We start from the raw sequence: 20970 nt of genomic DNA, 5'->3' as shown, positions 1-20970 counted from the left end.
CAACTACCCCAGATGCCCCAGGTCGTTCCAGCTCTCGATCGCCGGCTCCCCGTAAGCCCACCCGAGCACGGACAAGGACGTCGGATTGAGTCGTATCCGCGCCGCGAAATCGATCGGCAGCCCCAGCCACCGCGCCCCGAGGGACCGCAGGATGTGCCCGTGGGCGAACACCAGCACATCCCGGTCCGCCGACCGCGCCCAGGCGACGACCTCGTCCGCGCGTGCCGTGATCTGCGCGAGCGACTCCCCCTCGGGGACGCCGTCCCGCCAGATCAGCCACCCCGGCCGCACCGCCTGGATCTCGTCCGGGGTCATGCCCTCGTACGCGCCGTAGTCCCACTCCATGAGCGTGTCCCAGGTGGCCGCCCGGTCCCCGAACCCGGCGAGTTCGCAGGTCTCACGCGCGCGTGCCAGCGGGCTCGTGCGGACCTCCAGGCCGGGAAGACCGTCGTACGGGGGCTGGTGCAGCCGCTCGCCGAGCAGCTTGGCGCCCCGCCGGCCCTCCTCCAGGAGTGGCACGTCGGTCCTGCCGGTGTGCTTGCCGGACAGCGACCACTCGGTCTGTCCGTGCCGGGCCAGCAGGATGCGCGGTGCCATGAAGAAACCTTTCCGGGGGAAAACGGAGGCAGAACCCCTCCATCATCGCGCACCCTGTGTGAGGGCAACCCGACGGGCGATCCCAGCGTCTTTGAGGGCCGAAGGCGCTGCGTGGGGGCACTCCACAAGGGCCCGCTCATACACCGTAAAGTGGCACGACCGGACGACGACCGCCGGAAGCCGCGCGAAACGAAGGGGGACAGGATCGGATGCCGCTGACCGAGACACCAGGCACCGAGGCAGTCCCGGACACGCGGCTGCGCTGGTGGACCGAGCTGCCCCTGATCCTGTTGGTGTACGCCTGCTACAGCGCCGGACGGCTTCTCGCCAGGGGCGACGTCTCGGGCGCCGTCGACCACGGCCTCGCGATCCTCAAGATCGAGAAGGTCCTCTACCTCAACGCCGAGCACCCGCTCAACCGGCTGTTCACCGACCAGGCATGGATCGGCGTACCGGCCGACTTCTGGTACGCCTCGCTGCACTACCTGGTCACCCCGGCCGTCCTGGTCTGGCTCTTCCGCTCCCGGGCCCTGCACTACCGGGCGGCCCGCACCTGGCTGATGACGTCCACGTTCATGGGCCTGATCGGCTTCACCCTGCTGCCGACCTGCCCGCCCCGTCTCCTCTCGGCGAGCCACGGCTTCGTCGACACCATGGCCCAGTACAGCTCGTACGGCTGGTGGGGCGGGGAGGCCAGCGCGCCGCGTGGCATGGGCGGCATGACGAACCAGTACGCGGCCATGCCGAGCCTGCACGTCGGCTGGGCGCTGTGGTGCGGTGTGATGCTGTGGCGCTACGGCAGGACGCGTACGACGAAGGTCGCGGCCGTCGCCTACCCGCTCATCACCACCATCGTGGTCATGGGCACCGCCAACCACTACTTCCTCGACGCGGTCGCGGGCGCGGCGGTGATGGGGCTCGGGTTCCTGCTCGCCCCGTACGTCAGCCGGGCGGCGGAGCGGGCCACGGCGGGCGTCCGCGCCCGGATAGCCACCGTGTCCGTGGCCTCTCGCGCCACAGAGACCTCGATTGTCAGTGGCGGATGCCAGACTTCCGCGGGTGAGCACATTCCACGGCAGCGCGAATCACGCTTCCCAGGCGGAGCCGAACCGAGTGCCGCTCCCACGGACGCGGGGGACGGCGCTCCGGCAGCGGCTCGCTGAGCTGCGCGGTCCCGAGGTACCGGCCAAGGCGCTGGACGCGCGCGCCCTGGCGGCCCTCGCCGCCAACCCCGGGTGCCGGCGGCGCGCGATCCTGGACGGCGCCGGGGTGAACAAGACGGCCCTGGCGAGTGCGCTGGGCTCGCCGTCCGCCTTCGGGCAGTCGCAGTTCGCCCTGACCCGGGGCAACGCCTTCGAGGCGAAGGTCAAGGCGGACGGCGGCGCGGAGCTGCTGCGGCTGGTGCACGAGCGGCTGGACCGCGGCGCCGAGCCGCCCGACGGGGCCCATGTGCCCGACCTCACCGCGATCGGCCCGGAGGGCCGGACCGCGCGCACCGCCCTCGCCCTGCGCGAGGCCGGCGAGGCGCAGGGGTGGACGCTCCTCGACCATCCCATGCTCGCGCTGGACGTCGCCGGCTCCCCCGCCTTCCTGGAGCCGGACGCGGTGGTCGTGCACCCGGACGGGAGCTGGACGGTCGTGGAGATCAAGTCCTTCCCGATGCTGGACGGTTCGGCCGACCCCTCGAAGGTGGGCGCGGCAGCCCGCCAGGCGGCGGTGTACGTCCTCGCGCTGGAGGAGGTCGCCGCCCGGCTGGAACCGGCGCCGAAGGTCCGCCACCGGGTGCTGCTGGTCTGCCCCAAGGACTTCTCGAACCTCCCCACCGCGTCCGCCGTCGACATCCGCAAGCAGCGCGCGGTCACCGCCCGCCAGTTGGCCCGGCTCACCCGCATCGAGGACATCGCCGACGCCCTGCCCGAGGGCACCTGCTTCGCCCCCGGCCTGCCCGCCGCCGAGCTGGCCGCCGCCGTCGAGTCGGTCCCGGCGACCTACGCCCCCGAGTGCCTGTCCGCGTGCGAACTGGCCTTCCACTGCCGGGACCGCTCCCGCGCGGCCGGCCAGGTGACCTCCCTGGGCCGTTCGGTGCGCGCGGAGCTCGGCGGTCTGACGACGGTCGAGGACGTCCTGGCGGCGGCCCGCGGCGAGACCGGCGACCCCGACGACCCGGCCGTTGCGGCGCTGCGCAGAGCGGCCGAACTGCGCGCGGAGGCGCTGGGGGTGGCCGCATGTCACTGATCGCCACGCTCGCCCGCCTGGAAGCCGTCAGCACCGGCCGCGCCCAGCCCGCCGCGACCGTGCGGCACCGCCATCTCTCGGACCGTCCGCTCGTCCTGGTCCCGCTCACCACCGCGGGCGAGGCCGGTGCCCCGCTCGGCGCGCTCGTGGGAACCGACCGGGACGCCCCGCACCTCCTGGTCGTTCCACAGCCCCGGGACCGTGACCTCAGGTTCGCGTTCCTGGCCGAGCTGGCGGACGTCGTGCTGCCGTACGTCGACGGATACGCCGAAGCCGTGGAGGCCGCCGAGCGCAACGAGACCGACCCGGAGACCGGCAAGCGCGTCAAGGTCGAGGTCGAGCTGTGCGCGGACGCCCCGCAACTGATCCTGCCGAGCCGCGCGGGCGTCGATTTCGTACGGCTGCTCGGGCGCTCGATGCGCTTTCGGCGTACGGCGGAGCAGGACCCGGAGACGCCGTACCCGGCCCCGCCCCGGGTGCCGCTGCTGGGCCGGTGGCTGACCCACTTCGGGGAGCGGGCCCGGGTGCCGGGCTCCTCGCTGCTGCTGGCGATGACGGACGTGCTGGCCCGGCACTGGTCGACCGGGCAGTCCAGCCTGGAGGACCAGCACCTGGGCGCGCTGCTCGCCTGGATCGACCCGCCCGAGGGCCGCTCGGGCGCCGAGGCGGCCCTGGAGGCCGAGCTCGCCCGGGACGACCGCGGCCAGCTCCTGCATCCGCCCGCCGGTCCCGCCACCGACCCGGCGTTCGACAACAAGCTGCTCGCCCCGGCCTTCGAGCGCTACGACCGCGCGCGTACCGCCCTCGCCGCCGCCGAGGACGGTCTGGAGGCCGACGACCGGCTCGGCGCGCTCACCGCCGCCGAGCGGGAGATCCGCGCGCTCGTCGCGCACCACACCCGCCCCACCTGGGACGCGGTGTGGCGGAGCGTGGACCTGCTGCGGGCGCTGCCCGAGGGGGCGCATGTCGAGGAGCGGTGGACGCGCGACCGCTGGTCGTTCACCGGCCACCGCGACCGGGTCGTGGCGGGCGAGCCCCCGCAGCCGCGCCGCGACGACGCGGTCACCGCCGCCGGCAAGCTCGCCGCGCGCGAGCGCGAACAGGCCCGCCTGGAGGCGCAGGAGGCGCTCGACGACCCGCTGGTGATGGCGGGGCGGCGGCTGGCCGGGGAGGCGTTCGCGGGGGAGGTCGTCGACGTGGAGATGACCTACAGCGAGGGCAAGCGGCCGAGCCCCCGCCCGCTGGTGACCGTGCGCACCGACGACCGGCCGCACCTGGGCGAGCGGGCCAAGGTGTACCGCTCGCTGGGCGGCAAGCCGCAGTCGGCCGAGTTCGTGGGGTGCGAGGAGGAGGGCGCGCTGATCGTGCTCAAGGTGCTCGACAAGATGGGCCGCGGCAAGGAGCCGGAGACCGGGTCCGTCCCGGAGAAGGGCGACCGGGTGTGCTTCACGCTCTTCGAGCACGAGCAGCGCGGCGGCGCCAAGCTGCCCGACCCGGAGGACACGCCCTGGACACACGGCGGGCCGCCCGGTGAGACCGTGCTGGAGACCGCCGATCCCGTGACCCCGGAGGACGTGCTGTGACCACCCCGGCCCCCGGAGGCCACCGGACCTTCGACCCCGGTGCCGAGGCCGCGCGCGCCACCGACGCGATCCTCCACGACACCCTGCACGGCACCCACCGCGGAGTCGTCGTCGACTCCCCGCCCGGCGCCGGCAAGTCCACCCTCGTCGTCCGCGCCGCCCTGGAACTGGCCGACGCGGGACGCCCGTTGATGGTGGTCGCGCAGACCAACGCCCAGGTCGACGACCTCGTGCTCAGGCTCGCCGAGAAGAACCCCGAGCTGCCGGTGGGGCGGCTGCACAGCAGTGACGCCGACCCGTACGACCAGGCGCTGGACGACCTCCCGCAGGTCCGCAAGTCGGCGAAGGCCGGTGACCTGACCGGGCTGCCGGTCGTGATCTCCACGGCCGCGAAGTGGGGTCACGTGAAGGCCGACGAGCCGTGGGCGCACGCGATCGTGGACGAGGCGTACCAGATGCGCTCGGACTCGCTGCTGGCGGTGGCGGGGCTGTTCGAGCGGGCGCTGTTCGTGGGCGACCCCGGCCAGCTCGATCCGTTCGCGATCGTGGGCAGCGAGCAGTGGGCGGGACTGTCGTACGACCCCTCGGCCTCGGCGGTGACGACCCTGCTGGCCCACAACCCCGAGCTGCCCCAGCACCGGCTGCCGGTGTCCTGGCGGCTCCCCGCCTCGGCCGCGCCGCTGGTCTCGGACGCCTTCTACCCGTACACGCCCTTCCGCAGCGGCACCGGCCACGACGACCGCCGGCTCACCTTCGGCGTCCCCTCGGACGGGTCGGGCCCCGACCGGGTGATCGACGCGGCGGCGGAGTCCGGCTGGGGCCTGCTGGAGCTGCCCGCGCGGCACACCCCGCGCACCGACCCGGAGGCGGTGCGGGCCGTCGCGACCGTCGTACGGCGCCTGCTGGACCGGGGCGGGGCGGCCACGTCGGAGCGCTCACCGGAGCCCGCGCCGCTGACCGCCGACCGCATCGCCGTGGGCACGGCGCACCGTGACCAGGCGGCGGCGGTCCGCGCGGCGCTGACCGACCTCGGCGTCACGGACGTCACCGTCGACACGGCGAACCGTCTCCAGGGCCGCGAGTACGACGTCACGGTCGTCCTGCACCCGCTCTCCGGCCGTCCCGACGCCACCGCCTTCCATCTGGAGACGGGCCGCCTGTGCGTGCTGGCCTCGCGCCACCGCCACGCGTGCGTGGTGGTGTGCCGGGCGGGTGTGAGCGACCTGCTGGACGACTACCCGTCCACGGAGCCGGTCCAGCTCGGCACCCTGGTGAAGTTCCCGGACGGCTGGGAGGCGAACCACGCGGTGCTGGCCCGTCTCGCGGAGCACCGGGTGCCGTGGCGTCCGTGACGGTGCGCGCTGTCGTGGGCATCGGGCCCTCTTGCACGGGCGCGGGACAATGGACGGTGGCCCTCCACAGGCGGGCCGACGGTACGGACGACGTACGAGGAGGATGAAGACATGGCGGAGCCCACGCCGCGTCGGAACGAGCCGCGGCTACGCCCCGCGCCCCTGCTGTTCGAGCCCGCCCAGGTGGCCGACGACCCGGAGCACTTCTTCGACCTGGAGTCGATCGACGACCCGCGCGCGCTGCTCACCCGGTCCACCGAGCTGGCGCACGCCTTCCGCGCGGCGGCGGACCGTGCCGTGGAGTTCCAGGCGATGGCGGCGGCCCAGCTGGCCGACCCCAGGCGCTTCGACCGGCTCACGACGGCGGACATCGCCGAGCGTGCCGAGTGGACCGAGGACTACGCGAAGAAGATGGTGGAGTTCGGCCGGGACCTGCTGCGCGGTGCGGAGGGCGGAGCGGGGCACGCGGACCCGGTCTGAGCGGCTGGCATATGCCAGCCGGGCAAGATACCCCTCATCCCTCCCTCCTGTCCCGAATTCCCGCAACCCTGGGGAACCGATCGCTCACGCCGGGTAGATGTAGACGGCATGAGCACTCGCGACGAACCCTTCTCCGACCGCTTCGACGTCTCCGGCGTCACCGCGGACGGGGCCGCCTGGCTCGCCTCGGCAGGAACGTATCCGCGCAGCACCCTGTCGTTCTGGGAGGAGCGCCCAGCCGCCTCGGTCGTCCTGCCCTGCGGCACCGTCTTCGACGTGGTGAGCGCCCCCGTGATCTTCGGGCGCCGGATGCTCGACCGGCTGTGGGACGAGGGGCCGGGCTCGGGGCCGGTGGCGACGCTCCGGGGCCGGATGCTGCTCTTCGCGGCGCCGGGCACGGCTCAGCGGCTGCCGTCCCTGCTGCGGTGGGAGGAGTGCGGCCGTACGGCGTCGATCCCGCCGCTGCTGTGCCACGGCACCGGCGACGCGGTGACCGTCCCGGCCCCGCTCGGCGCGGCGAAATCCGCGACGTCCTCCCGCTGGCTGGTCGGCCCCGACACCCGTCACCCCTGGCTGCCGGGCCCCGAGATCCTGCTCTGGGCGGCCGTGCGCGCGGCCCGCACCGCCGTGCGGATTTCGATTTTTCCCCCGGCCGATCAGGATGCTAAGGTCTACGACGTCAGCAGGCGCCGCTAGCTCAGTTGGTTAGAGCAGCTGACTCTTAATCAGCGGGTCCGGGGTTCGAGTCCCTGGCGGCGCACGTTGTCGATGGCGAGGCATGTTCGCGGAAAGCGCGAACCGGCCTCGCCATCGTCGTTCCTGCGCGGCTGCGCCGCGCGATGCGGGGGCTCCGCCACCCACACCCCCCTCGCTCACCGCACCGCCGGCCGGAAGGCACCCGACCGCTCACCGAGCCGTCGGTCAGGAAGTCAGCCGACTGTGATCTCCACGTTCCACGCGCCCGTCGTCGTTCGGCCCGTCACCTTCACTCGTACGTCCTCGTCCGGCACCTTGAAGGTCTCGCCGGGCTCGACCGGGGCGTCCGCCAGGGGCGGGTAGACGGAGTTCTCCCAGCAGGCCTCGGTGCGAGGGTGGGCGTCGAGGACCTGGATCGGGCCGCCGCCGGACGCCGCGCCGCTGTGGACGCGGTAGACCAGCACACCCTGCCGGCAGACCGCCGTGTCGTTGCCCACCGCCCCGCGTGCCTCGAAGGCGAGCACGCTGTCGGTCCCGGTGCGCACGACCGCGAGCCGCGTGCCGCGCCCGAGCCCAAGGACCCCGGCCCGGTCGGGACCGGCCCCCACCGGCTCCAGCGTCAGCCGCGCCGGCTCCGGCCCGCGTACGCACACCACCTGCCGTCGCTCCAGCCAGCCCAGCTTCCACTTGTGCCAGGCGAACAGCTCGGGGGCCAGACCGAACTGGCTGCCCATCAGGTCCCAGTCACCGACATAGGTGTCCCAGTCGCCCTTGCCGTCCACCGGCCGGTGGTACAGGTCCGGCAGGTCGAAGACGTGCCCGGTCTCATGGGCCAGCACCAGCCGGTCCGGCGGATGCTTCTCGAACACCGTGACGACCCGGCGGATGTCCGTGCGGTCGGCCCGCAGCGGCACGTCCAGGTTGACCACCTTCGTGGCGTCCGAGTCGACGCCCGGCGCGTCCGGGTCGGCGACGAAGTAGACGACGTCGTAGCGCGAGAAGTCGACCTGCCCGTCGGCCGCGGCGAGCGCGTCCCGCAGGTAGGCGCCCCGGTCCGCGGCGCTCCAGTCGCGCTGTATGGCGTACGACGTCGACGGCCGCGGCATCCGGATCCAGTCCCGCAGCGGATGCGGGCGCAGCGTGAAGCGGCCGTAGGAGGCGCGTTCGAAGAAGCGGGTGGTGGCCGGGAAGTGGTCGGCGGTGAGCTGGGCGGGGGTGGTGAGCGGCGGGGCGTCCGGGAAGGACAGGAAGATCATCACCGCGTCGAGGGCCCGGGCCGGGCGCGGATACGCGGTGTTCCAGGTGTCCAGGCCCTCCGAGTGGTGGGCCTCGGTGCGTTCGAGGGTGCACGGTGCCGAGGAGAAGGGACCGGCGACCGAGGGGGCGGTGACGAGGGAGGTGGCGGCGAGGGCCGCCATGGTGGTGAACACGGCGGCGGTGCTGCGCAGTGGGGGACGCGCGAAAGTGCGCGGAAAAGGGCGCGGCAACGGGACCTCCGGGAGCGGTTCACGGGACACCGCACCCAGCCTGTGTTGATTTGCTGTACTACGTCCTGTTTATCTGCACCGGACGAGTGAGTTGGCGTGACCTGCCGAACCGGCCGACACCCCCGAATCACTCACGGAACGTCACAACCGGTCTCCGGCCTGAAGAACCCGTCCAGTCGCGGGCAGAAACGATCTGTCAGAAGGGGTTGCCGGTCCCCCAGACTGGGCAATGGCTGGAAGGGCCTGGGGGCAGCCTCTATGATCGGCACACTTTCCTGCGCGGACAGCGATCGAGTGCACTGCGGGAGCTAGCGGTGAACGGAACGTCCGAAGGGCCGGCGCCCGCGGCAGACCTCGACGGGTCAGCCGTTACAGAGAGTGATATCGCGACACCTTTTCGTACCGAGCCCCCGTCGCATCGCGCGGCCTTCGCGGCGGCGCCGCTGGCCATGGCCGTGGTGGACGGCGAGGGCACGGTGATCGACGCCAACCCCGCCTTCGGCGAGCTGCTCGGCGCGGTGCCGGAGGAACTGACCGGGACCCCGGCCGCCGACCTGGTGGACCTGGCGTCGGACACGCGCACCTGGCACGCGTATCGCGAGGTGCTGCGCGGCCGGCAGGCGAAGCTGCGCTGCAAGCGCCGGCTCAAGCATCCCGACGGGCACTCCATGTGGGCGCAGATCACCGTCACACCGCTGACCGCCGACCCGCAGGGCTCCCCCGGTGTCCTGCTGTCGGTCGCCGACATCACCGCACGCCGTGAACTCCAGGCGCGGCTGCGGCACTTGCAGATGCACGACCCGGTGACCCGGCTGCCCAACCGCACGCTGTTCTTCGAGCGGCTGACGGCCGCGCTGGAGCCGGAGTCGTACGAGCAGGGCGGCACGGGCCGGATCGGGCTGTGCTACCTGGACCTCGACGGGTTCCAGGCCGTCAACGACACCCTCGGCCACCGGGTCGGCGACCGGCTGCTGGCCGCCGTCGCCGAGCGTCTGACGCGCTGCGCGGACGAGGCCGGCCACGACCGGGCGGCCGCTCCCCTGGTGGCCCGGCTGGGCGGCGACGAGTTCGCGCTGCTCGTCGAGGACTCCACCGGCACCGAGCAGCTCGCCGACCTCGCCGAGTCCCTGCTGAAGGCGATCCAGGCACCCTTCGACCTCTCCGGGCACCGGATGTCGGTGTCGGCGTCGATCGGGGTGGTCGAACGGCGGGCTGCGGGCACCTCGGCGACCGGACTGATGCAGGCCGCCGACACCACGCTCTACTGGGCCAAGGCGGACGGCCGGGACCGCTGGACGCTGTTCGACCCCGAGCGCAACGCCCACCGCATGACCCGCCAGGCCCTCGCCTCCACCCTGCGTCCGGCCATCGAGCGCGGCGAGTTCAAGCTGGAGTACCAGCCGCTGGTGGGCATGGAGGACGGCCGGCTGCGCGGGGTCGAGGCGCTGGTGCGCTGGAACCATCCGCAGTTCGGCCTGCTGACGCCGAATCGGTTCATCGCACTGGCCGAGGAGGACGGCTCCATCGTCCCGCTCGGCCGCTGGATCCTCGCCACCGCCTGCCGTCAGGCCCGGCAGTGGCAGCTCGACCACCCCGACGAGCCGCCGATCTTCGTCAGCGTGAATGTGGCGGTCCGTCAGGTCTGGGACTCCGACCTGGTCGCTGACGTGGCGCAGACCCTCGCGGAGACCGGCCTGGCGCCGCACCTGCTCCAGCTCGAACTCACCGAGTCCGCGGTGATGGGCTCCGCGGGCCGCCCGCTCCAGGCCCTCCAGGCCCTCAGCGACATGGGCGTGGGGATCGCGATCGACGACTTCGGCACGGGCTACTCCAACCTCGCCTACCTCAGCCGCCTCCCGGTCTCCGTCCTGAAGCTGGACGGCTCCTTCGTCCGGGGCTTCCAGTACGAGGGTGAGGGCGTCGCCCCGAACCCGGCCGACGAGGTCGTCGTGGAGGCGATGATCCAGCTCGCCCACCGCCTCGGGCTCACGGTCACCGCGGAGTGCGTGGAGACCTCGGCCCAGGCCAGCCGGCTGCGCCGCATCGGCTGCGACACCGGCCAGGGCTGGCTGTACTCACGGCCGGTGTCGCCGGATCGTATCTCCGGGCTGATGGGCGTGCAGGCGTAGGCGCTGCGCGGGGGTGCCGCGACGAACCGTGGGCGAGTGCGCGACAGCGCACCCGCCCCATCAGCCACCCGGCTCCGCCCGCCCGGTTCAGGGTGCCGTCGGCAGCCCGTAGGCGTCCGCGACCAGTTCGTACGAGCGCAGGCGCAGGTCTCCGCTGTGCGCGTTGCCCGTGAGCATCAGTTCGTCGGCCCCGGTGCGCTTGTGGAGGTCGTCGAGGCCGGCGCGGACCTCGTCGGCGGTGCCGTGGATGACGTTGGCGTTCCAGGAGGTGGCGAACTCCTCCTCCATGGGGCTGAACTCGTAGGCCTCCGCCTCCTCCGGGGTGGGGACCAGACCGGGGCGGCCGGTGCGCAGCCGGATCATGCTCAGCGCGGCGGCGCGGACCTGGCGGCGGGCCTCCTTCTCGTCGTCGGTGGCGAGGGCGGAGACGCCGATGAGGGCGTAGGGCTCGTCGAGGACCGCGGAGGGGCGGAAGGACTCGCGGTACAGGTCCAGGGCCGGGATGGTGTTCTGCGCCGAGAAGTGGTGCGCGAAGGCGAAGGGCAGGCCGAGGGAGCCGGCCAGCCGGGCGCTGAAGCCGGAGGAGCCGAGCAGCCAGACGGGCGGCCGGTGCGGGGACTGGACTCCGCCGGGCGAGGTCGCCTGGACGGGGCCGGGCACCGCGTGGATACGGCGGTAGGGGTGACCGTCCGGGAAGTCGTCGTCCAGGAAGCGGGTGAGCTCCATGAGCTGCTCGGGGAAGTCGTCGGCGCCCTCGTGGAGGCGGTCGGTGCGGCGCAGGGCGGCCGCGGTGGCGCCGTCGGTGCCCGGGGCCCGGCCGAGGCCCAGGTCGACCCGGCCCGGGGCCAGTGCTTCCAGCGTGCCGAACTGCTCCGCGATCACCAGCGGGGCATGGTTCGGGAGCATGACACCGCCCGAGCCGAGCCGGATGCGGCTGGTGTGGGCGGCGAGGTGGGCGAGGATCACCGCGGGCGAGGAGGACGCCACGCCCGGCATGGAGTGGTGCTCGGCGACCCAGTAGCGGTGGAAGCCGCGGGACTCGGTGAGCCTCGCGATGGCGACGCTGGTGCGCAGGGCGTCGGTGGCCGTGCGTCCGGCGCCGACGGTGACCAGGTCGAGTACCGAGAGGGGTACGGGGGCGGTGCCCTGTGCGGTACCCCGGATCTCGTCTTCCGCCACGGTGGGCTCCTCCTGTGTGTGCCGTGCGCTGTCGCTCTGCGGGTAACAGGGGGATGGACCCGGTTGTTCCCGGGGTTTTCGCCGGGGGCGGCGCGGACCGGGCCCGCCACAGCTCCACGGAGCCTCAGCTTCCGTATCCGGCAGGGGAGTTGACCGCTTGCGGGCAGGGCACCGGGGTACCCGAAATGCCCCGATACCCAACCGGAGGCAGCTTTCATGACGCGCTCTGAGACTCCGCGACCGAACGGGCCCGGCACCCTCGAACCCGGCACCAGACAACGCGACCAGCTCTCCGTCCGCATCGCCGACACCGCCTGGACCGCGCTGTGTGTCGTGGCCGGCCTGTGGGCGGTCCTGACCTGCGTGGACGCCGTCCGGGGCACGGGCTCGTGGGCGTACTGCGTGGTGGCGCTCGCCCTGCTCACCATCGGTCTGACGATGCGGGTCGTCGGCATCCGGCGCCGGGCCCGGACCCGGCTGTGAGGGGGACGCCGTGGACCGCTTCAACACCCTGATCAGCAGACATCTGTGGCTTCAGTACGTCCTGACCGTACTGGCCGCCTCGGCCGTGGTCCTGCTGCTGTTCCCCGGGCGGTCTCCCGCCTCCGTCCTGGTGCGCATGGCCTTCAGCGCCCTCGGCGGGATCGCCGTGCTGACGGCCGTGCGCCGCAAGGAGAAGCGGGCCGCCGGATCGACGGACGGCCTCATCACGCTGGACCGGCGACTGCGCCGGGGCGAGGTCCCGACCGCGCCCGAGGAGCGGCAGGCCATGCGTGACCTGGTCGAACAGCGCCTGCACCGCACCCGCCACCGGGTCGCGGCCGCGGTCTTCCTCGCCGTCCTGTTCACAGCCCTCGTGGTGCTGACGGCCCTGACCGCGGACGTACGGCAGACAGTCGGCTTCGCCGTCTTCAGCGCCGTCTTCCTGGGCTGGCTCGTCCTCTACGGCAATCTCCAGAACCGGCGGTTGCGCACCATGCGCGCGGCGCTCACCGCCGAGACCCCGCAGGAGTCCCGGCGGTGAGCGCCTGAGGCCGCCCGCGTCACACCTGGACGATCGGCTCCCTCGTGAACAGCGCCCCCAGCGAGGGAGCGTTCACCCGGCGGTCGGTCAGCCGCAGCGCCTCCCAGACGGTGACCTGGTTCGCGGTGAGGACCGGCTTGCCCAGCTCCTTCTCCAGGGCGGGGATGTGGGCGACCGTGTGCAGTGCGGTGTCCGGGAGGAGCACCGCCCCGGCGTCCGGCGAGTCGGCCTCCCGGGCCAGCGCGAACACCTCCTCCTCGCCCCAGGTGGCGACCTCCGCGGCGGTGACGATCCCAGCGCCGTGGACCTGGCCGACCTCGACCCCGCCGGCCCGCAGGAACTCGGCGAACAGGCCGGCCACGTCGTCCGGGTAGGTGGCCGCGACCGCCACCCGCGCGGCCCCGATCTCCTTCGCCGCGTGCACGAAGGCGAAGGAGGTCGAGGAGGCGGGCATGCCGGCCGTGACAGCCAGGGTGCGGACCTGTTCCTGGGCGTCCTCCCAGCCGTGCACGAAACCGCCGCTGGCCCAGACGACGGACTCGGCGCCCGACATCCGCAGTTCCTCGACGCCCGCGGCGAGCCGCCCGGCGGAACCCGTCTCCAGGAGGGCGTCCACGCGGTGGGCGTCCGTGCCGATGTCGGTGTGCACCACGTCCAGGCGGATGTCGCTGCCCAGGAGCTGTTCGATGCGCGGGTAGTCGTCCTCGGCGGAGTGGCCCGGGTAGAGGAATCCGAGTGCGGTCATGTCCAGCCTTCCTGCTGCTGTTCTCCGTCCGGCAGTTCCCGGACTGCCGGCAGACCCGGAATCTCCGGGCGCACGGGACCGGACCTCGCCGCCGGGTCGATCAGCGCCTGGTACGGTCCCACGGCTCGGGTACCCAGTCGGCGCAACGCCGCCCACACGGTCACCTGGTTGGCCGAGATCACCGGGCTGCGCAGCTCCGCCTCCCGTTGCGGGACGACGTCGTACGCCGGCAGGTCGGCGCGGTACTGGATCTCGTGCTCACTCAACGCAACGTGCGCAACGCCCGTGTTGACGAAGGTGGGTTCGGGTGCGAGCGTGGTCGATCCGCCCATGTCACGCGCACGTGGAGACCGGGGCTGCCGCCGGTGCCCCCGCTCACGTCGGACGCCCGGCAGCCCCCGCGACCATCCGCAGAAACGGTGCCTCGATGTCCGTCCCCACCCTTCTGGTCCTCGACGCCGACCCCCTCCCCAGGCTCGGAAGGCTCACCGGCCGGGCCCGGATCGAGCACGCGGACGAGGCCACGCTCGCCGAGCGGCTGCCGTCCGCCGACGTGCTGCTGGTCTGGGACTTCACCTCGACCGCCGTACGGGACGCCTGGCCGGGCGAGGGCCCGCGGCCGCGCTGGGTGCACACCGCGAGCGCGGGCGTGGACCACCTGATGTGTCCCGAACTCGCCGCCTGCGACACGGTGGTGACGAACGCCCGCGGGATCTTCGACCAGCCGATCGCCGAGTACGTCGCCGCGCTGGTCCTGACGATGGCCAAGGACCTGCCGCGGACCCTGGAGCTGCAACGCGAGGGCGTGTGGCGGCACCGGGAGTCCCAGCGGGTGGCCGGCACGCGCGCGTGCGTGGTCGGCACCGGGCCCGTCGGCCGGGCGATCGTCGCCACCCTCAAGGCGCTCGGCGTCACGACCGCCCTGGTCGGCCGCCGCCCCCGCACCGGGATCCACGGCCCCGACGACCTCGACCGGCTGATGGCCCGCGCGGACTGGGTGATCGCGGCGGCCCCGCTCACCGCGGAGACGCACGGCATGTTCGACGCCCGCCGCTTCGGCACGATGCAGCCCTCCGCCCGGTTCATCAACGTCGGACGCGGCCCGCTCGTCGTCGAGGAGGCGCTGGTGGAGGCGGTGTCCAAGCGGTGGATCGCCGGGGCCGCCCTCGACGTCCTCGCCACCGAACCCCTGCCTCCCGAGAGCCCGTTGTGGCGGGTGCCGGGTCTGATCGTGTCCCCGCACATGAGCGGCGACACGGTCGGCTGGCGCGATGAACTCGGCGCGCAGTTCGTGGAGTTGTACGAGCGCTGGTCGGCGGGCAGACCGCTGACGAACGTGGTCGACAAAGAACGCGGGTATGTACCGGGGCACTGACCGCCGAACAGAGGGGCAGCACATGCAGGACCTCTCGGAACTGACCGCCGTACAACTCGTCGAGGGTTACCGCAAGGGCGAGTTCAGCCCCGTGGAGGCCACCCGGGCGGCCCTGGAGCGGGCCGAGCGCGTCCAGCCGGAGGTGAACGCGTTCGTGCGGCTGACCGGTGCGGAGGCCCTGGCGCAGGCGCGTGCGTCGGCCGAGCGCTGGCGGCGCGGTGAGCCGTCCGGCGCGGTCGACGGCGTCCCGGTCACGGTGAAGGACATCCTGCTGACGCGCGGCACCCCGACTCTGAAGGGCTCCCGGACGATCCCGGAGGACGGCCCGTGGGACGAGGACGCGCCCTCCGTCGCCCGGCTGCGCGAGCAGGGCGCCGTGTTCCTCGGCAAGACGACCACTCCGGAGTTCGGCTGGAAGGGCGTCACGGACTCACCGCTGTCGGGCGTGACCCGCAACCCCTACGACCCGTCGCGCACCGCGGGCGGCTCCAGCGGCGGTGCCGCGGCGGCCGTGGCGCTGGGTGCGGGGCCGCTCGCGCTCGGCACGGACGGCGGGGGCAGTGTGCGCATCCCGGCCGCGTTCTGCGGGATCTTCGCCCTGAAGCCGACGTACGGGCGGGTGCCGCTCTATCCGGCGAGCGCCTTCGGCACCCTCGCCCACGTCGGCCCGATGACCCGGAACGCGGCCGACGCGGCGCTGCTGCTCGACGTCATCGGAGTGCCGGACTCCCGCGACTGGTCGGCCCTGGGCCCGGCGGCCGGCCCGTTCACGGCGGCCCTGCCGGGCGGGGTGCGCGGGCTGCGGATCGCCTACTCGCCGTCCCTCGGCGGCCAGGTGGCCGTGCGGAGCGGGGTCGCGGCGGCGGTGCGGCGGGCCGTGGAACGCCTCGCCGGACTCGGCGCGTACGTCACCGAGACCGACCCCGACTTCGCCGACCCCGTGGACGCCTTCCACACCCTGTGGTTCAGCGGGGCGGCCCGGGTGACCCAGCATCTCGGGCCGCACCAGCGGGAGCTGCTGGACCCGGGGCTGCGGGAGATCCGCGGTCTCGGGGCCCGCATGAGCGCGCTCGACTACCTGGCCGCGGTGGACGTCCGGATGGAACTCGGGCGCCGGATGGGCCGTTTCCACGACTCCTACGACCTGCTGGTCACCCCGGCCCTGCCGATCACCGCGTTCGAGGCGGGCAGGGAGGTCCCGAAAGGCTCGGGGCAGCGCCGCTGGACGGGGTGGACGCCGTTCACCTACCCCTTCAACATGACCCAGCAGCCGGCGGCCAGCGTGCCCGTCGGCACGGACGGCGACGGACTCCCGGTGGGCCTCCAGATCGTGGCCGCCCGGCACCGGGACGACCTGGTGCTGCGCGCGGCGCACGCCCTGTACGAGTCGGGAGCGGCAGGCATCGACCCGCCCCGGCTCGCGCGGGGTGAGCGCTAGTCCGGCTGAAGCGGAGGGTCCCGCCGAGGGCGCGCCCGTGCGCCAGAGGTCGTTGCAGCCCTCGCCCAGATCGTCCGGCTTTTCCACCCGAGCTGTGTGCCGGCGAAGGAGAAATAACAGAGCCTTCGCGTGACAGACGTCACCGGCGAGCGGCAGCGCGTCCCCTACGGCGGCGCAGATGAGCGGCGCCCGGTTGTCGAGAAGCTTTGCCGTCGCGGTGATCCGGCGTTTGACCAGCGAGACTTCGATGTAGCGGTCAGCCATGCACGCGATGGTCCCGCGCCGGTCAAGAGGACCTCGGTGGAAAAACAGGGCTCAAATCGATCCGCATAAGTCGCATCCGGTCGGGTAGCCGCGCCGCCATGGCTCCACCACTGGAACACGGCGAACACATATCCGGAACCACCCGCCGATCGCTGCTCGCGGGGGTGGCGGCGCTCGGCGCACTGGGCACCGCCGGCTGCTCACGCGTGGCCACCGCCTCCACCGAAGGAGGCGGTGACCTGCTCGACCGACTCAGAGCGGCGGGCGTCGTACGGCTGGGAATCGCCGGCGAGATCCCCTTCGGATACATCGACAAGAACGGTGACCTGACCGGCGAGGCACCGGAACTCGCGAGGGTCGTTTTCAAACGGCTCGGGGTCGACCGGGTGCAGCCCGTGCCCACCGAGTTCGGGTCGCTCATTCCCGGTCTGAATTCGCAGCAGTTCGATGTCGTGGCGGCCGGGATGTATGTCACCCCGGAACGCTGCGAACAGGTGATCTTCGCCGATCCCGACTACCAGATGCTCGATTCCTTCATCGTCCGCAAGGGAAATCCAAAAGGTCTTCACAACTACAAGGACGTCGTCGAGAAGAAGGCGAAGTTCGCCACCGGTACCGGCTATGCGGAGATCGGGTACGCCGTCGAGGCCGGTTACCGGGAGAGCGACATCCTGATCGTCCCCGACCAGGTCGCCGGGCTGAACGCGGTGGAGGCGGGACGCGTGGACGTGTTCGCCGGGACCGCGCTCACCACCCGCGAGGTGGTGAAGAAATCGACCAAGGCGGAGGCGACGAAGGCCTTCACCCCGATCGTGGACGGCAAGCCGCACACCGACGGCGGCGCCTTCGCGTTCCGCCGCACCGAGACGAACCTGCGGGACGCCTTCAACGTCGAGCTGCGGAAGCTGAAGAAGAGCGGGGAACTGCTCCGGATCCTCAAGCCCTTCGGGTTCACGCAGGCAGAGATGACGGACCTGACCGCGAAGGAGCTCTGCGGCGGATGACTTCCGGACTCTGGGAACTGGTGCTCAGGGGGGTCTGGACCACCGTCCAGCTCCTCGTGTTCAGCGCGCTGCTCGCCGCCGCGGTGTCCTTCGTGGTCGGCGTCGCCCGCACCCACCGGCTGTGGATCGTCCGCTTCCTCGCGGGCTTCTACACCGAGGTGTTCCGCGGCACCTCCGCACTGGTGATGATCTTCTGGGTGTTCTTCGTGCTGCCCCCGGCGTTCGGCTGGCAGCTGGTGCCGATGTGGGCAGGCACGCTCGCGCTCGGCCTGACCTACGGGGCGTACGGCTCCGAGATCGTGCGCGGGGCGCTCAAGGCGGTCGACCCGGCCCAGCAGGAGGGCGGGATCGCGCTGAGCTTCACGCCCTGGCAGCGGCTGAGGCTGATCCTGCTGCCGCAGGCGGTGCCGGAGATGATCCCGCCGTTCTCCAACCTGCTGGTCGAACTGCTCAAGGGCACCGCGCTGGTGTCCGTGATGGGCATGGGCGACCTGGCCTTCAGCGGCAACCTGGTGCGGCTCGCGCTCCAGGAGAGCGCCGGGATCTACACGTACCTGCTGCTCATCTACTTCGTGATCGCCTTCCTGCTCACCCGGCTGATGCGGGGCCTGGAGAAGAAGCTCAAGGCGGGGGTCGGCAAGGCGCCCACCCGTGAGGTGAAGGTGCCCGAGCCGGTCGGAGGTGGTGTCTGATGGAGTGGGACTGGAGTGCCGTAGGCGACTTCATGCCGCAGTTCTGGGACGGTCTGCTGGTCACCCTGCAAGCCCTCGCCCTGGGCTCGCTGATCTCCTTCGCGCTGGGCCTGGTGTGGGCGCTGCTGATGCGCGCGCCCTCCCGGTTCGTGCGCTGGCCCGTCGGGGTGGTCTCGGAGTTCGTGCGCAACACCCCGCTGCTGGTCCAGCTGTTCTTCCTCTTCTACGTGCTGCCCGAGTGGGGCGTGACCCTCTCCGCGCTGACCACAGGTGTCATCGGGATCGGGCTGCACTACTCGACGTACACGATGCAGGTCTACCGGGCCGGTATCGAGGCGGTGCCGGCCGGCCAGTGGGAGGCGGCGACCGCGCTGAACCTGCCGCGGGTGCGGACCTGGCAGGTGGTGATCCTGCCGCAGGCGATCCGCCGGGTCGTGCCGGCCCTCGGCAACTACGTGATCTCGATGCTCAAGGACACGCCGATGCTGATGGTCATCACGGTCCTGGAGATGCTCGGTGAGGCGCGGCTGTTCGCGCAGGAGCACTTCCAGTTCACCGAGCCGCTGACCGTGATCGGCGTGGCCTTCATCGTCATCTCCTATCTGGCCTCCCTTCTCCTGCGATCCCTGGAGCGACGTCTTGTCCGCTGACACCCCCCTCATGAAGGAACCCGACGCGAACACCAACCCTCCGGTCGACGGCAGCGAGCTGATCCGCTTCGAGGACGTGACCAAGCGCTTCGGGTCGAACACGGTCCTGGACCGGCTGAACTTCTCGGTCGACTCCGGCAAGCACGTGACGCTGATCGGTCCCTCCGGGTCCGGCAAGACCACGATCCTGCGGATGCTGATGACGCTGACCAAGCCCGACGAGGGCACGGTCACCGTCGACGGCGAGAAGCTGTTCCCGGCGCCGGAGAAGCAGCTGCGCGAGGTGCGCAAGAAGATCGGGATGGTCTTCCAGCAGTTCAACCTGTTCCCGAACATGACGGTGCTGCGCAACATCACCGAGGCGCCCGTCACCGTGCTCGGCATGTCCAAGGACGAGGCGGAGGCACGCGCGCGTGAGCTGCTCGACCTGGTGGGGCTCGCGGACAAGGCGGGCGCCCGGCCGACGCAGCTCTCCGGCGGTCAGCAGCAGCGGGTGGCGATCGCACGCGCGCTGGCGATGCGGCCGCGGGTGCTGCTGCTCGACGAGGTCACCTCGGCGCTCGACCCCGAGCTGGTCGCCGGCGTGCTCGACGTGCTGCGGGACATCGCCCGCACCACCGACATCACGATGCTCTGCGTGACCCACGAGATGAGCTTCGCCCGGGACATCTCCGACCAGGTCCTGATGTTCGACTCGGGCCGGATCATCGAGTCGGGCCCGCCGGAGAAGATCTTCAGCGACCCCGCGCAGGACCGCACCCGGGAATTTCTGAGCGCGGTTCTCTGACTCCCTGAAATGAACAACGTTCAACCTTCGAGGTCCCGGCCCCGGGTCATGCCCTTGGCATGTGCCAGCGTGTCAGCGCCCCTGCTGAGGGGCTCGGCCCGGGGACGGAATCTCGTCAACAGCCGCTCACTACAAGCCTTTTGCCGGTTATCGTGGAAGGGATCGCTGTCTGGATTACGGCCCAGTAGTAGTGCGACCGAGCGAGCGCAGGGGGAACACCGTGGCGCTGAAGCACGAGCCGACCGCGCCGTACCACTCGGCCCAGGACGCGCTGCGCGTCCTGGAGACCGTGGCACGGCACACCGCCGGAGTCACCGACGTCGAACTCGCCCGTACCACCGGCCTCGGCCCGGAGCGACTGACCGCGCTCCTGAGGATGCTGCGTCGCGAGGGGTACGTCGAGCAGGTGGCCGACGGCGCGTATGTGACGGGGGACGCCCTGACCAGGCTGACCTCTTCGCACGACCGTGAGGAGGCCCTGCGCGACAAGCTCCAGCGCACCCTCGACGAACTGCGTGACTCGATCGGCGCGGCGGTCTACATCAGCCGGTACGTCGACGGCGAGGTCACCATCGACCAGTACGCGGACGGTCCCGCGACCCCGGCGGTCAACGAGTGGGTGGACTTCCGCTCCTCCGCGCACGCGACGGCGCTGGGCAAGAGCCTGCTCAGCCAGCTCGACCACAACGGCCGCCGCGACCATCTGTCCCGGCACCGGATGACCCGGCTCACCTCGCGCACCATCACCAACGACAAGCTGCTGCTCTCCCGCCTGGAGGCACAGCCGCCGACGGTTCCCCACCTCGACCTCCAGGAGTACGCGGTGGGCACGGTGTGCGCGGCGGTCCCGATCACCGCGGGGTCCTCCGTGGGCTGCCTCGCGCTGTCCCTGCCGGTCGAGCAGGCCCACCGCCTCCGCCAGGCGACGGACCGCTTGAACCGGAGTGCGGCACCGGTTCTCCTGTCACTGGCGATCTGAAGGCGGGGCGGGAACGTCGTCGGTCGTGTGCGGGTCCGTGCGGGCTGGTGGCGCCCACGCGGCGGAGCCGCACATCGACACAGCCCCGCGCCCCTGAGTGGGTCCACTCGCCCGTGGTCAGAAGCACCCCTTCCGACCGGGTAGTATTTTCTCTGTCGCCAGCCGCCGAAGGCGGAGGGCGAGAGTCATGCGCCGCTAGCTCAGTTGGTTAGAGCAGCTGACTCTTAATCAGCGGGTCCGGGGTTCGAGTCCCTGGCGGCGCACCGGTGAAGGG

Annotated in this window: 20 protein-coding genes, 2 tRNA genes and 2 pseudogenes; 18 read left to right on the top strand and 6 right to left on the bottom strand. The window is 72.1% G+C overall.

The genetic code is table 11. The features are described from left to right. Positions 1–3 precede the first annotated feature (3 nt). Positions 4–597: a histidine phosphatase family protein gene (locus AOJ26_RS28240; protein WP_053851185.1), complete on the bottom strand. Its 594-nt coding sequence runs from the start codon at positions 595–597 to the stop codon at positions 4–6. Positions 598–806: 209 nt separating this feature from the next. On the opposite strand from AOJ26_RS28240, the gene AOJ26_RS28235 reads away from it, so the two are divergent. From AOJ26_RS28235 to AOJ26_RS28210, 7 genes are all read left to right on the top strand, one after another. Next, positions 807–1760 carry a phosphatase PAP2 family protein gene (locus AOJ26_RS28235; protein ID WP_053851184.1) on the top strand — a complete coding sequence of 318 codons (954 nt, stop codon included), beginning with the start codon at positions 807–809 and terminating at the stop codon, positions 1758–1760. Beyond that, positions 1711–2832, top strand: a complete 1122-nt coding sequence (locus AOJ26_RS28230; protein WP_053851183.1) for a hypothetical protein — start codon at positions 1711–1713, stop codon at positions 2830–2832. The genes AOJ26_RS28235 and AOJ26_RS28230 overlap by 50 nt, the downstream gene beginning before the upstream one ends. Continuing rightward, complete coding sequence (locus tag AOJ26_RS28225; protein ID WP_053851182.1) at positions 2823–4415, top strand: hypothetical protein; 1593 nt, start codon at positions 2823–2825, stop codon at positions 4413–4415. The genes AOJ26_RS28230 and AOJ26_RS28225 overlap by 10 nt, the downstream gene beginning before the upstream one ends. Then, the gene (locus AOJ26_RS28220; protein ID WP_053851181.1) at positions 4412–5767 is read left to right on the top strand and encodes an AAA domain-containing protein; all 1356 of its coding nucleotides are present in this window, start codon (positions 4412–4414) and stop codon (positions 5765–5767) included. The genes AOJ26_RS28225 and AOJ26_RS28220 overlap by 4 nt, the downstream gene beginning before the upstream one ends. Before the next feature lie 111 nt (positions 5768–5878). Beyond that, positions 5879–6247 carry a hypothetical protein gene (locus AOJ26_RS28215; RefSeq protein ID WP_053851180.1) on the top strand — a complete coding sequence of 123 codons (369 nt, stop codon included), beginning with the start codon at positions 5879–5881 and terminating at the stop codon, positions 6245–6247. A gap of 108 nt (positions 6248–6355) precedes the next feature. Then, complete coding sequence (locus AOJ26_RS41310) at positions 6356–6943, top strand: bifunctional DNA primase/polymerase (RefSeq protein WP_063790330.1); 588 nt, start codon at positions 6356–6358, stop codon at positions 6941–6943. Continuing rightward, a tRNA-Lys gene (locus tag AOJ26_RS28210) sits at positions 6934–7007 on the top strand. Before AOJ26_RS41310 ends, AOJ26_RS28210 begins: the two co-directional genes overlap by 10 nt. Positions 7008–7176: 169 nt before the next feature. On the opposite strand, the gene AOJ26_RS28205 is transcribed toward AOJ26_RS28210, so the two are convergent. Then, positions 7177–8460 carry a M6 family metalloprotease domain-containing protein gene (locus AOJ26_RS28205; protein WP_053851179.1) on the bottom strand — a complete coding sequence of 428 codons (1284 nt, stop codon included), beginning with the start codon at positions 8458–8460 and terminating at the stop codon, positions 7177–7179. Between the two features lie 284 nt (positions 8461–8744). Here AOJ26_RS28205 and AOJ26_RS28200 point away from each other — a divergent pair, with 284 nt between their 5' ends. After that, positions 8745–10559, top strand: a complete 1815-nt coding sequence (locus AOJ26_RS28200; protein WP_053851178.1) for a putative bifunctional diguanylate cyclase/phosphodiesterase — start codon at positions 8745–8747, stop codon at positions 10557–10559. Positions 10560–10646: 87 nt separating this feature from the next. Here AOJ26_RS28200 and AOJ26_RS28195 read toward each other — a convergent pair whose 3' ends face one another. After that, positions 10647–11738 (bottom strand): LLM class flavin-dependent oxidoreductase, encoded by a 1092-nt coding sequence (locus AOJ26_RS28195; RefSeq protein ID WP_053851177.1) that lies wholly within the window; start codon positions 11736–11738, stop codon positions 10647–10649. A 216-nt stretch (positions 11739–11954) separates the two neighbouring features. Here AOJ26_RS28195 and AOJ26_RS28190 point away from each other — a divergent pair, with 216 nt between their 5' ends. Together AOJ26_RS28190 and AOJ26_RS28185 are read left to right on the top strand one after the other, a co-directional pair. Next, complete coding sequence (locus tag AOJ26_RS28190; protein WP_053851176.1) at positions 11955–12221, top strand: hypothetical protein; 267 nt, start codon at positions 11955–11957, stop codon at positions 12219–12221. Positions 12222–12231: 10 nt separating this feature from the next. Further along, entirely contained in the window at positions 12232–12762 is a 531-nt protein-coding gene (locus tag AOJ26_RS28185) for a hypothetical protein (protein WP_053851175.1), read from the top strand. A 19-nt stretch (positions 12763–12781) separates the two neighbouring features. Here the strand turns inward: AOJ26_RS28185 and AOJ26_RS28180 are convergent, their stop codons facing one another. Together AOJ26_RS28180 and AOJ26_RS28175 are read right to left on the bottom strand one after the other, a co-directional pair. Further along, the gene (locus AOJ26_RS28180; protein ID WP_053851174.1) at positions 12782–13507 is read right to left on the bottom strand and encodes a decarboxylase; all 726 of its coding nucleotides are present in this window, start codon (positions 13505–13507) and stop codon (positions 12782–12784) included. Next, positions 13504–13743 (bottom strand): annotated as a pseudogene (locus AOJ26_RS28175) (decarboxylase); the annotation flags it as partial. The gene AOJ26_RS28180 and the pseudogene AOJ26_RS28175, both read right to left, overlap by 4 nt. A 191-nt stretch (positions 13744–13934) precedes the next feature. On the opposite strand from AOJ26_RS28175, the gene AOJ26_RS28170 reads away from it, so the two are divergent. Together AOJ26_RS28170 and AOJ26_RS28165 are read left to right on the top strand one after the other, a co-directional pair. After that, the gene (locus AOJ26_RS28170; RefSeq protein WP_053851173.1) at positions 13935–14882 is read left to right on the top strand and encodes a D-2-hydroxyacid dehydrogenase; all 948 of its coding nucleotides are present in this window, start codon (positions 13935–13937) and stop codon (positions 14880–14882) included. A 22-nt stretch (positions 14883–14904) separates the two neighbouring features. After that, positions 14905–16320 carry an amidase gene (locus tag AOJ26_RS28165; protein WP_053851172.1) on the top strand — a complete coding sequence of 472 codons (1416 nt, stop codon included), beginning with the start codon at positions 14905–14907 and terminating at the stop codon, positions 16318–16320. A 123-nt stretch (positions 16321–16443) separates the two neighbouring features. Here AOJ26_RS28165 and AOJ26_RS45270 read toward each other — a convergent pair. Continuing rightward, positions 16444–16584, bottom strand: a pseudogene (locus tag AOJ26_RS45270) (DUF3830 family protein); the annotation flags it as partial. A gap of 98 nt (positions 16585–16682) precedes the next feature. On the opposite strand from AOJ26_RS45270, the gene ehuB reads away from it, so the two are divergent. From ehuB to AOJ26_RS28135, 6 genes are all read left to right on the top strand, one after another. Beyond that, positions 16683–17588, top strand: a complete 906-nt coding sequence (gene ehuB, locus AOJ26_RS28160) for an ectoine/hydroxyectoine ABC transporter substrate-binding protein EhuB (RefSeq protein WP_053851171.1) — start codon at positions 16683–16685, stop codon at positions 17586–17588. Next, entirely contained in the window at positions 17585–18280 is a 696-nt protein-coding gene (gene ehuC / locus AOJ26_RS28155) for an ectoine/hydroxyectoine ABC transporter permease subunit EhuC (protein WP_053851170.1), read from the top strand. The genes ehuB and ehuC overlap by 4 nt, the downstream gene beginning before the upstream one ends. Beyond that, positions 18280–18930 (top strand): ectoine/hydroxyectoine ABC transporter permease subunit EhuD, encoded by a 651-nt coding sequence (gene ehuD, locus AOJ26_RS28150; RefSeq protein ID WP_053851169.1) that lies wholly within the window; start codon positions 18280–18282, stop codon positions 18928–18930. The genes ehuC and ehuD overlap by 1 nt, the downstream gene beginning before the upstream one ends. Before the next feature lie 10 nt (positions 18931–18940). Then, positions 18941–19717: an ectoine/hydroxyectoine ABC transporter ATP-binding protein EhuA gene (gene ehuA, locus AOJ26_RS28145; RefSeq protein WP_053851168.1), complete on the top strand. Its 777-nt coding sequence runs from the start codon at positions 18941–18943 to the stop codon at positions 19715–19717. 220 nt (positions 19718–19937) lie between these two features. Then, the gene (locus tag AOJ26_RS28140) at positions 19938–20696 is read left to right on the top strand and encodes an IclR family transcriptional regulator (protein WP_053851167.1); all 759 of its coding nucleotides are present in this window, start codon (positions 19938–19940) and stop codon (positions 20694–20696) included. 189 nt (positions 20697–20885) lie between these two features. Beyond that, positions 20886–20959 (top strand) — tRNA-Lys (locus tag AOJ26_RS28135). Positions 20960–20970 lie beyond the last annotated feature (11 nt).

This window comes from Streptomyces sp. NRRL B-24085 (assembly GCF_001282115.1).
Classification (GTDB): Bacteria; Actinomycetota; Actinomycetes; order Streptomycetales; family Streptomycetaceae; genus Streptomyces.
The sequence above is the reverse complement of the archived record's forward strand: the minus strand, read 5'-3'. Positions and strand labels throughout refer to the sequence as shown.

Excerpts from the sequence above, each read along its gene's own strand:
- AOJ26_RS28240 (WP_053851185.1), bottom strand. The coding sequence starts at position 597 with ATGGCACCGCGCATCCTGCTGGCCCGGCACGGACAGACCGAGTGGTCG.
- AOJ26_RS28235 (WP_053851184.1), top strand. The coding sequence starts at position 807 with ATGCCGCTGACCGAGACACCAGGCACCGAGGCAGTCCCGGACACGCGG.
- AOJ26_RS28170 (WP_053851173.1), top strand. The coding sequence starts at position 13,935 with ATGTCCGTCCCCACCCTTCTGGTCCTCGACGCCGACCCCCTCCCCAGG.
- ehuD (WP_053851169.1), top strand. The coding sequence starts at position 18,280 with ATGGAGTGGGACTGGAGTGCCGTAGGCGACTTCATGCCGCAGTTCTGG.
- AOJ26_RS28180 (WP_053851174.1), bottom strand. The coding sequence starts at position 13,507 with ATGACCGCACTCGGATTCCTCTACCCGGGCCACTCCGCCGAGGACGAC.
- AOJ26_RS28215 (WP_053851180.1), top strand. The coding sequence starts at position 5,879 with ATGGCGGAGCCCACGCCGCGTCGGAACGAGCCGCGGCTACGCCCCGCG.
- AOJ26_RS28190 (WP_053851176.1), top strand. The coding sequence starts at position 11,955 with ATGACGCGCTCTGAGACTCCGCGACCGAACGGGCCCGGCACCCTCGAA.
- AOJ26_RS28225 (WP_053851182.1), top strand. The coding sequence starts at position 2,823 with ATGTCACTGATCGCCACGCTCGCCCGCCTGGAAGCCGTCAGCACCGGC.
- AOJ26_RS28165 (WP_053851172.1), top strand. The coding sequence starts at position 14,905 with ATGCAGGACCTCTCGGAACTGACCGCCGTACAACTCGTCGAGGGTTAC.
- ehuC (WP_053851170.1), top strand. The coding sequence starts at position 17,585 with ATGACTTCCGGACTCTGGGAACTGGTGCTCAGGGGGGTCTGGACCACC.
- ehuA (WP_053851168.1), top strand. The coding sequence starts at position 18,941 with ATGAAGGAACCCGACGCGAACACCAACCCTCCGGTCGACGGCAGCGAG.
- AOJ26_RS41310 (WP_063790330.1), top strand. The coding sequence starts at position 6,356 with ATGAGCACTCGCGACGAACCCTTCTCCGACCGCTTCGACGTCTCCGGC.
- ehuB (WP_053851171.1), top strand. The coding sequence starts at position 16,683 with ATGGCTCCACCACTGGAACACGGCGAACACATATCCGGAACCACCCGC.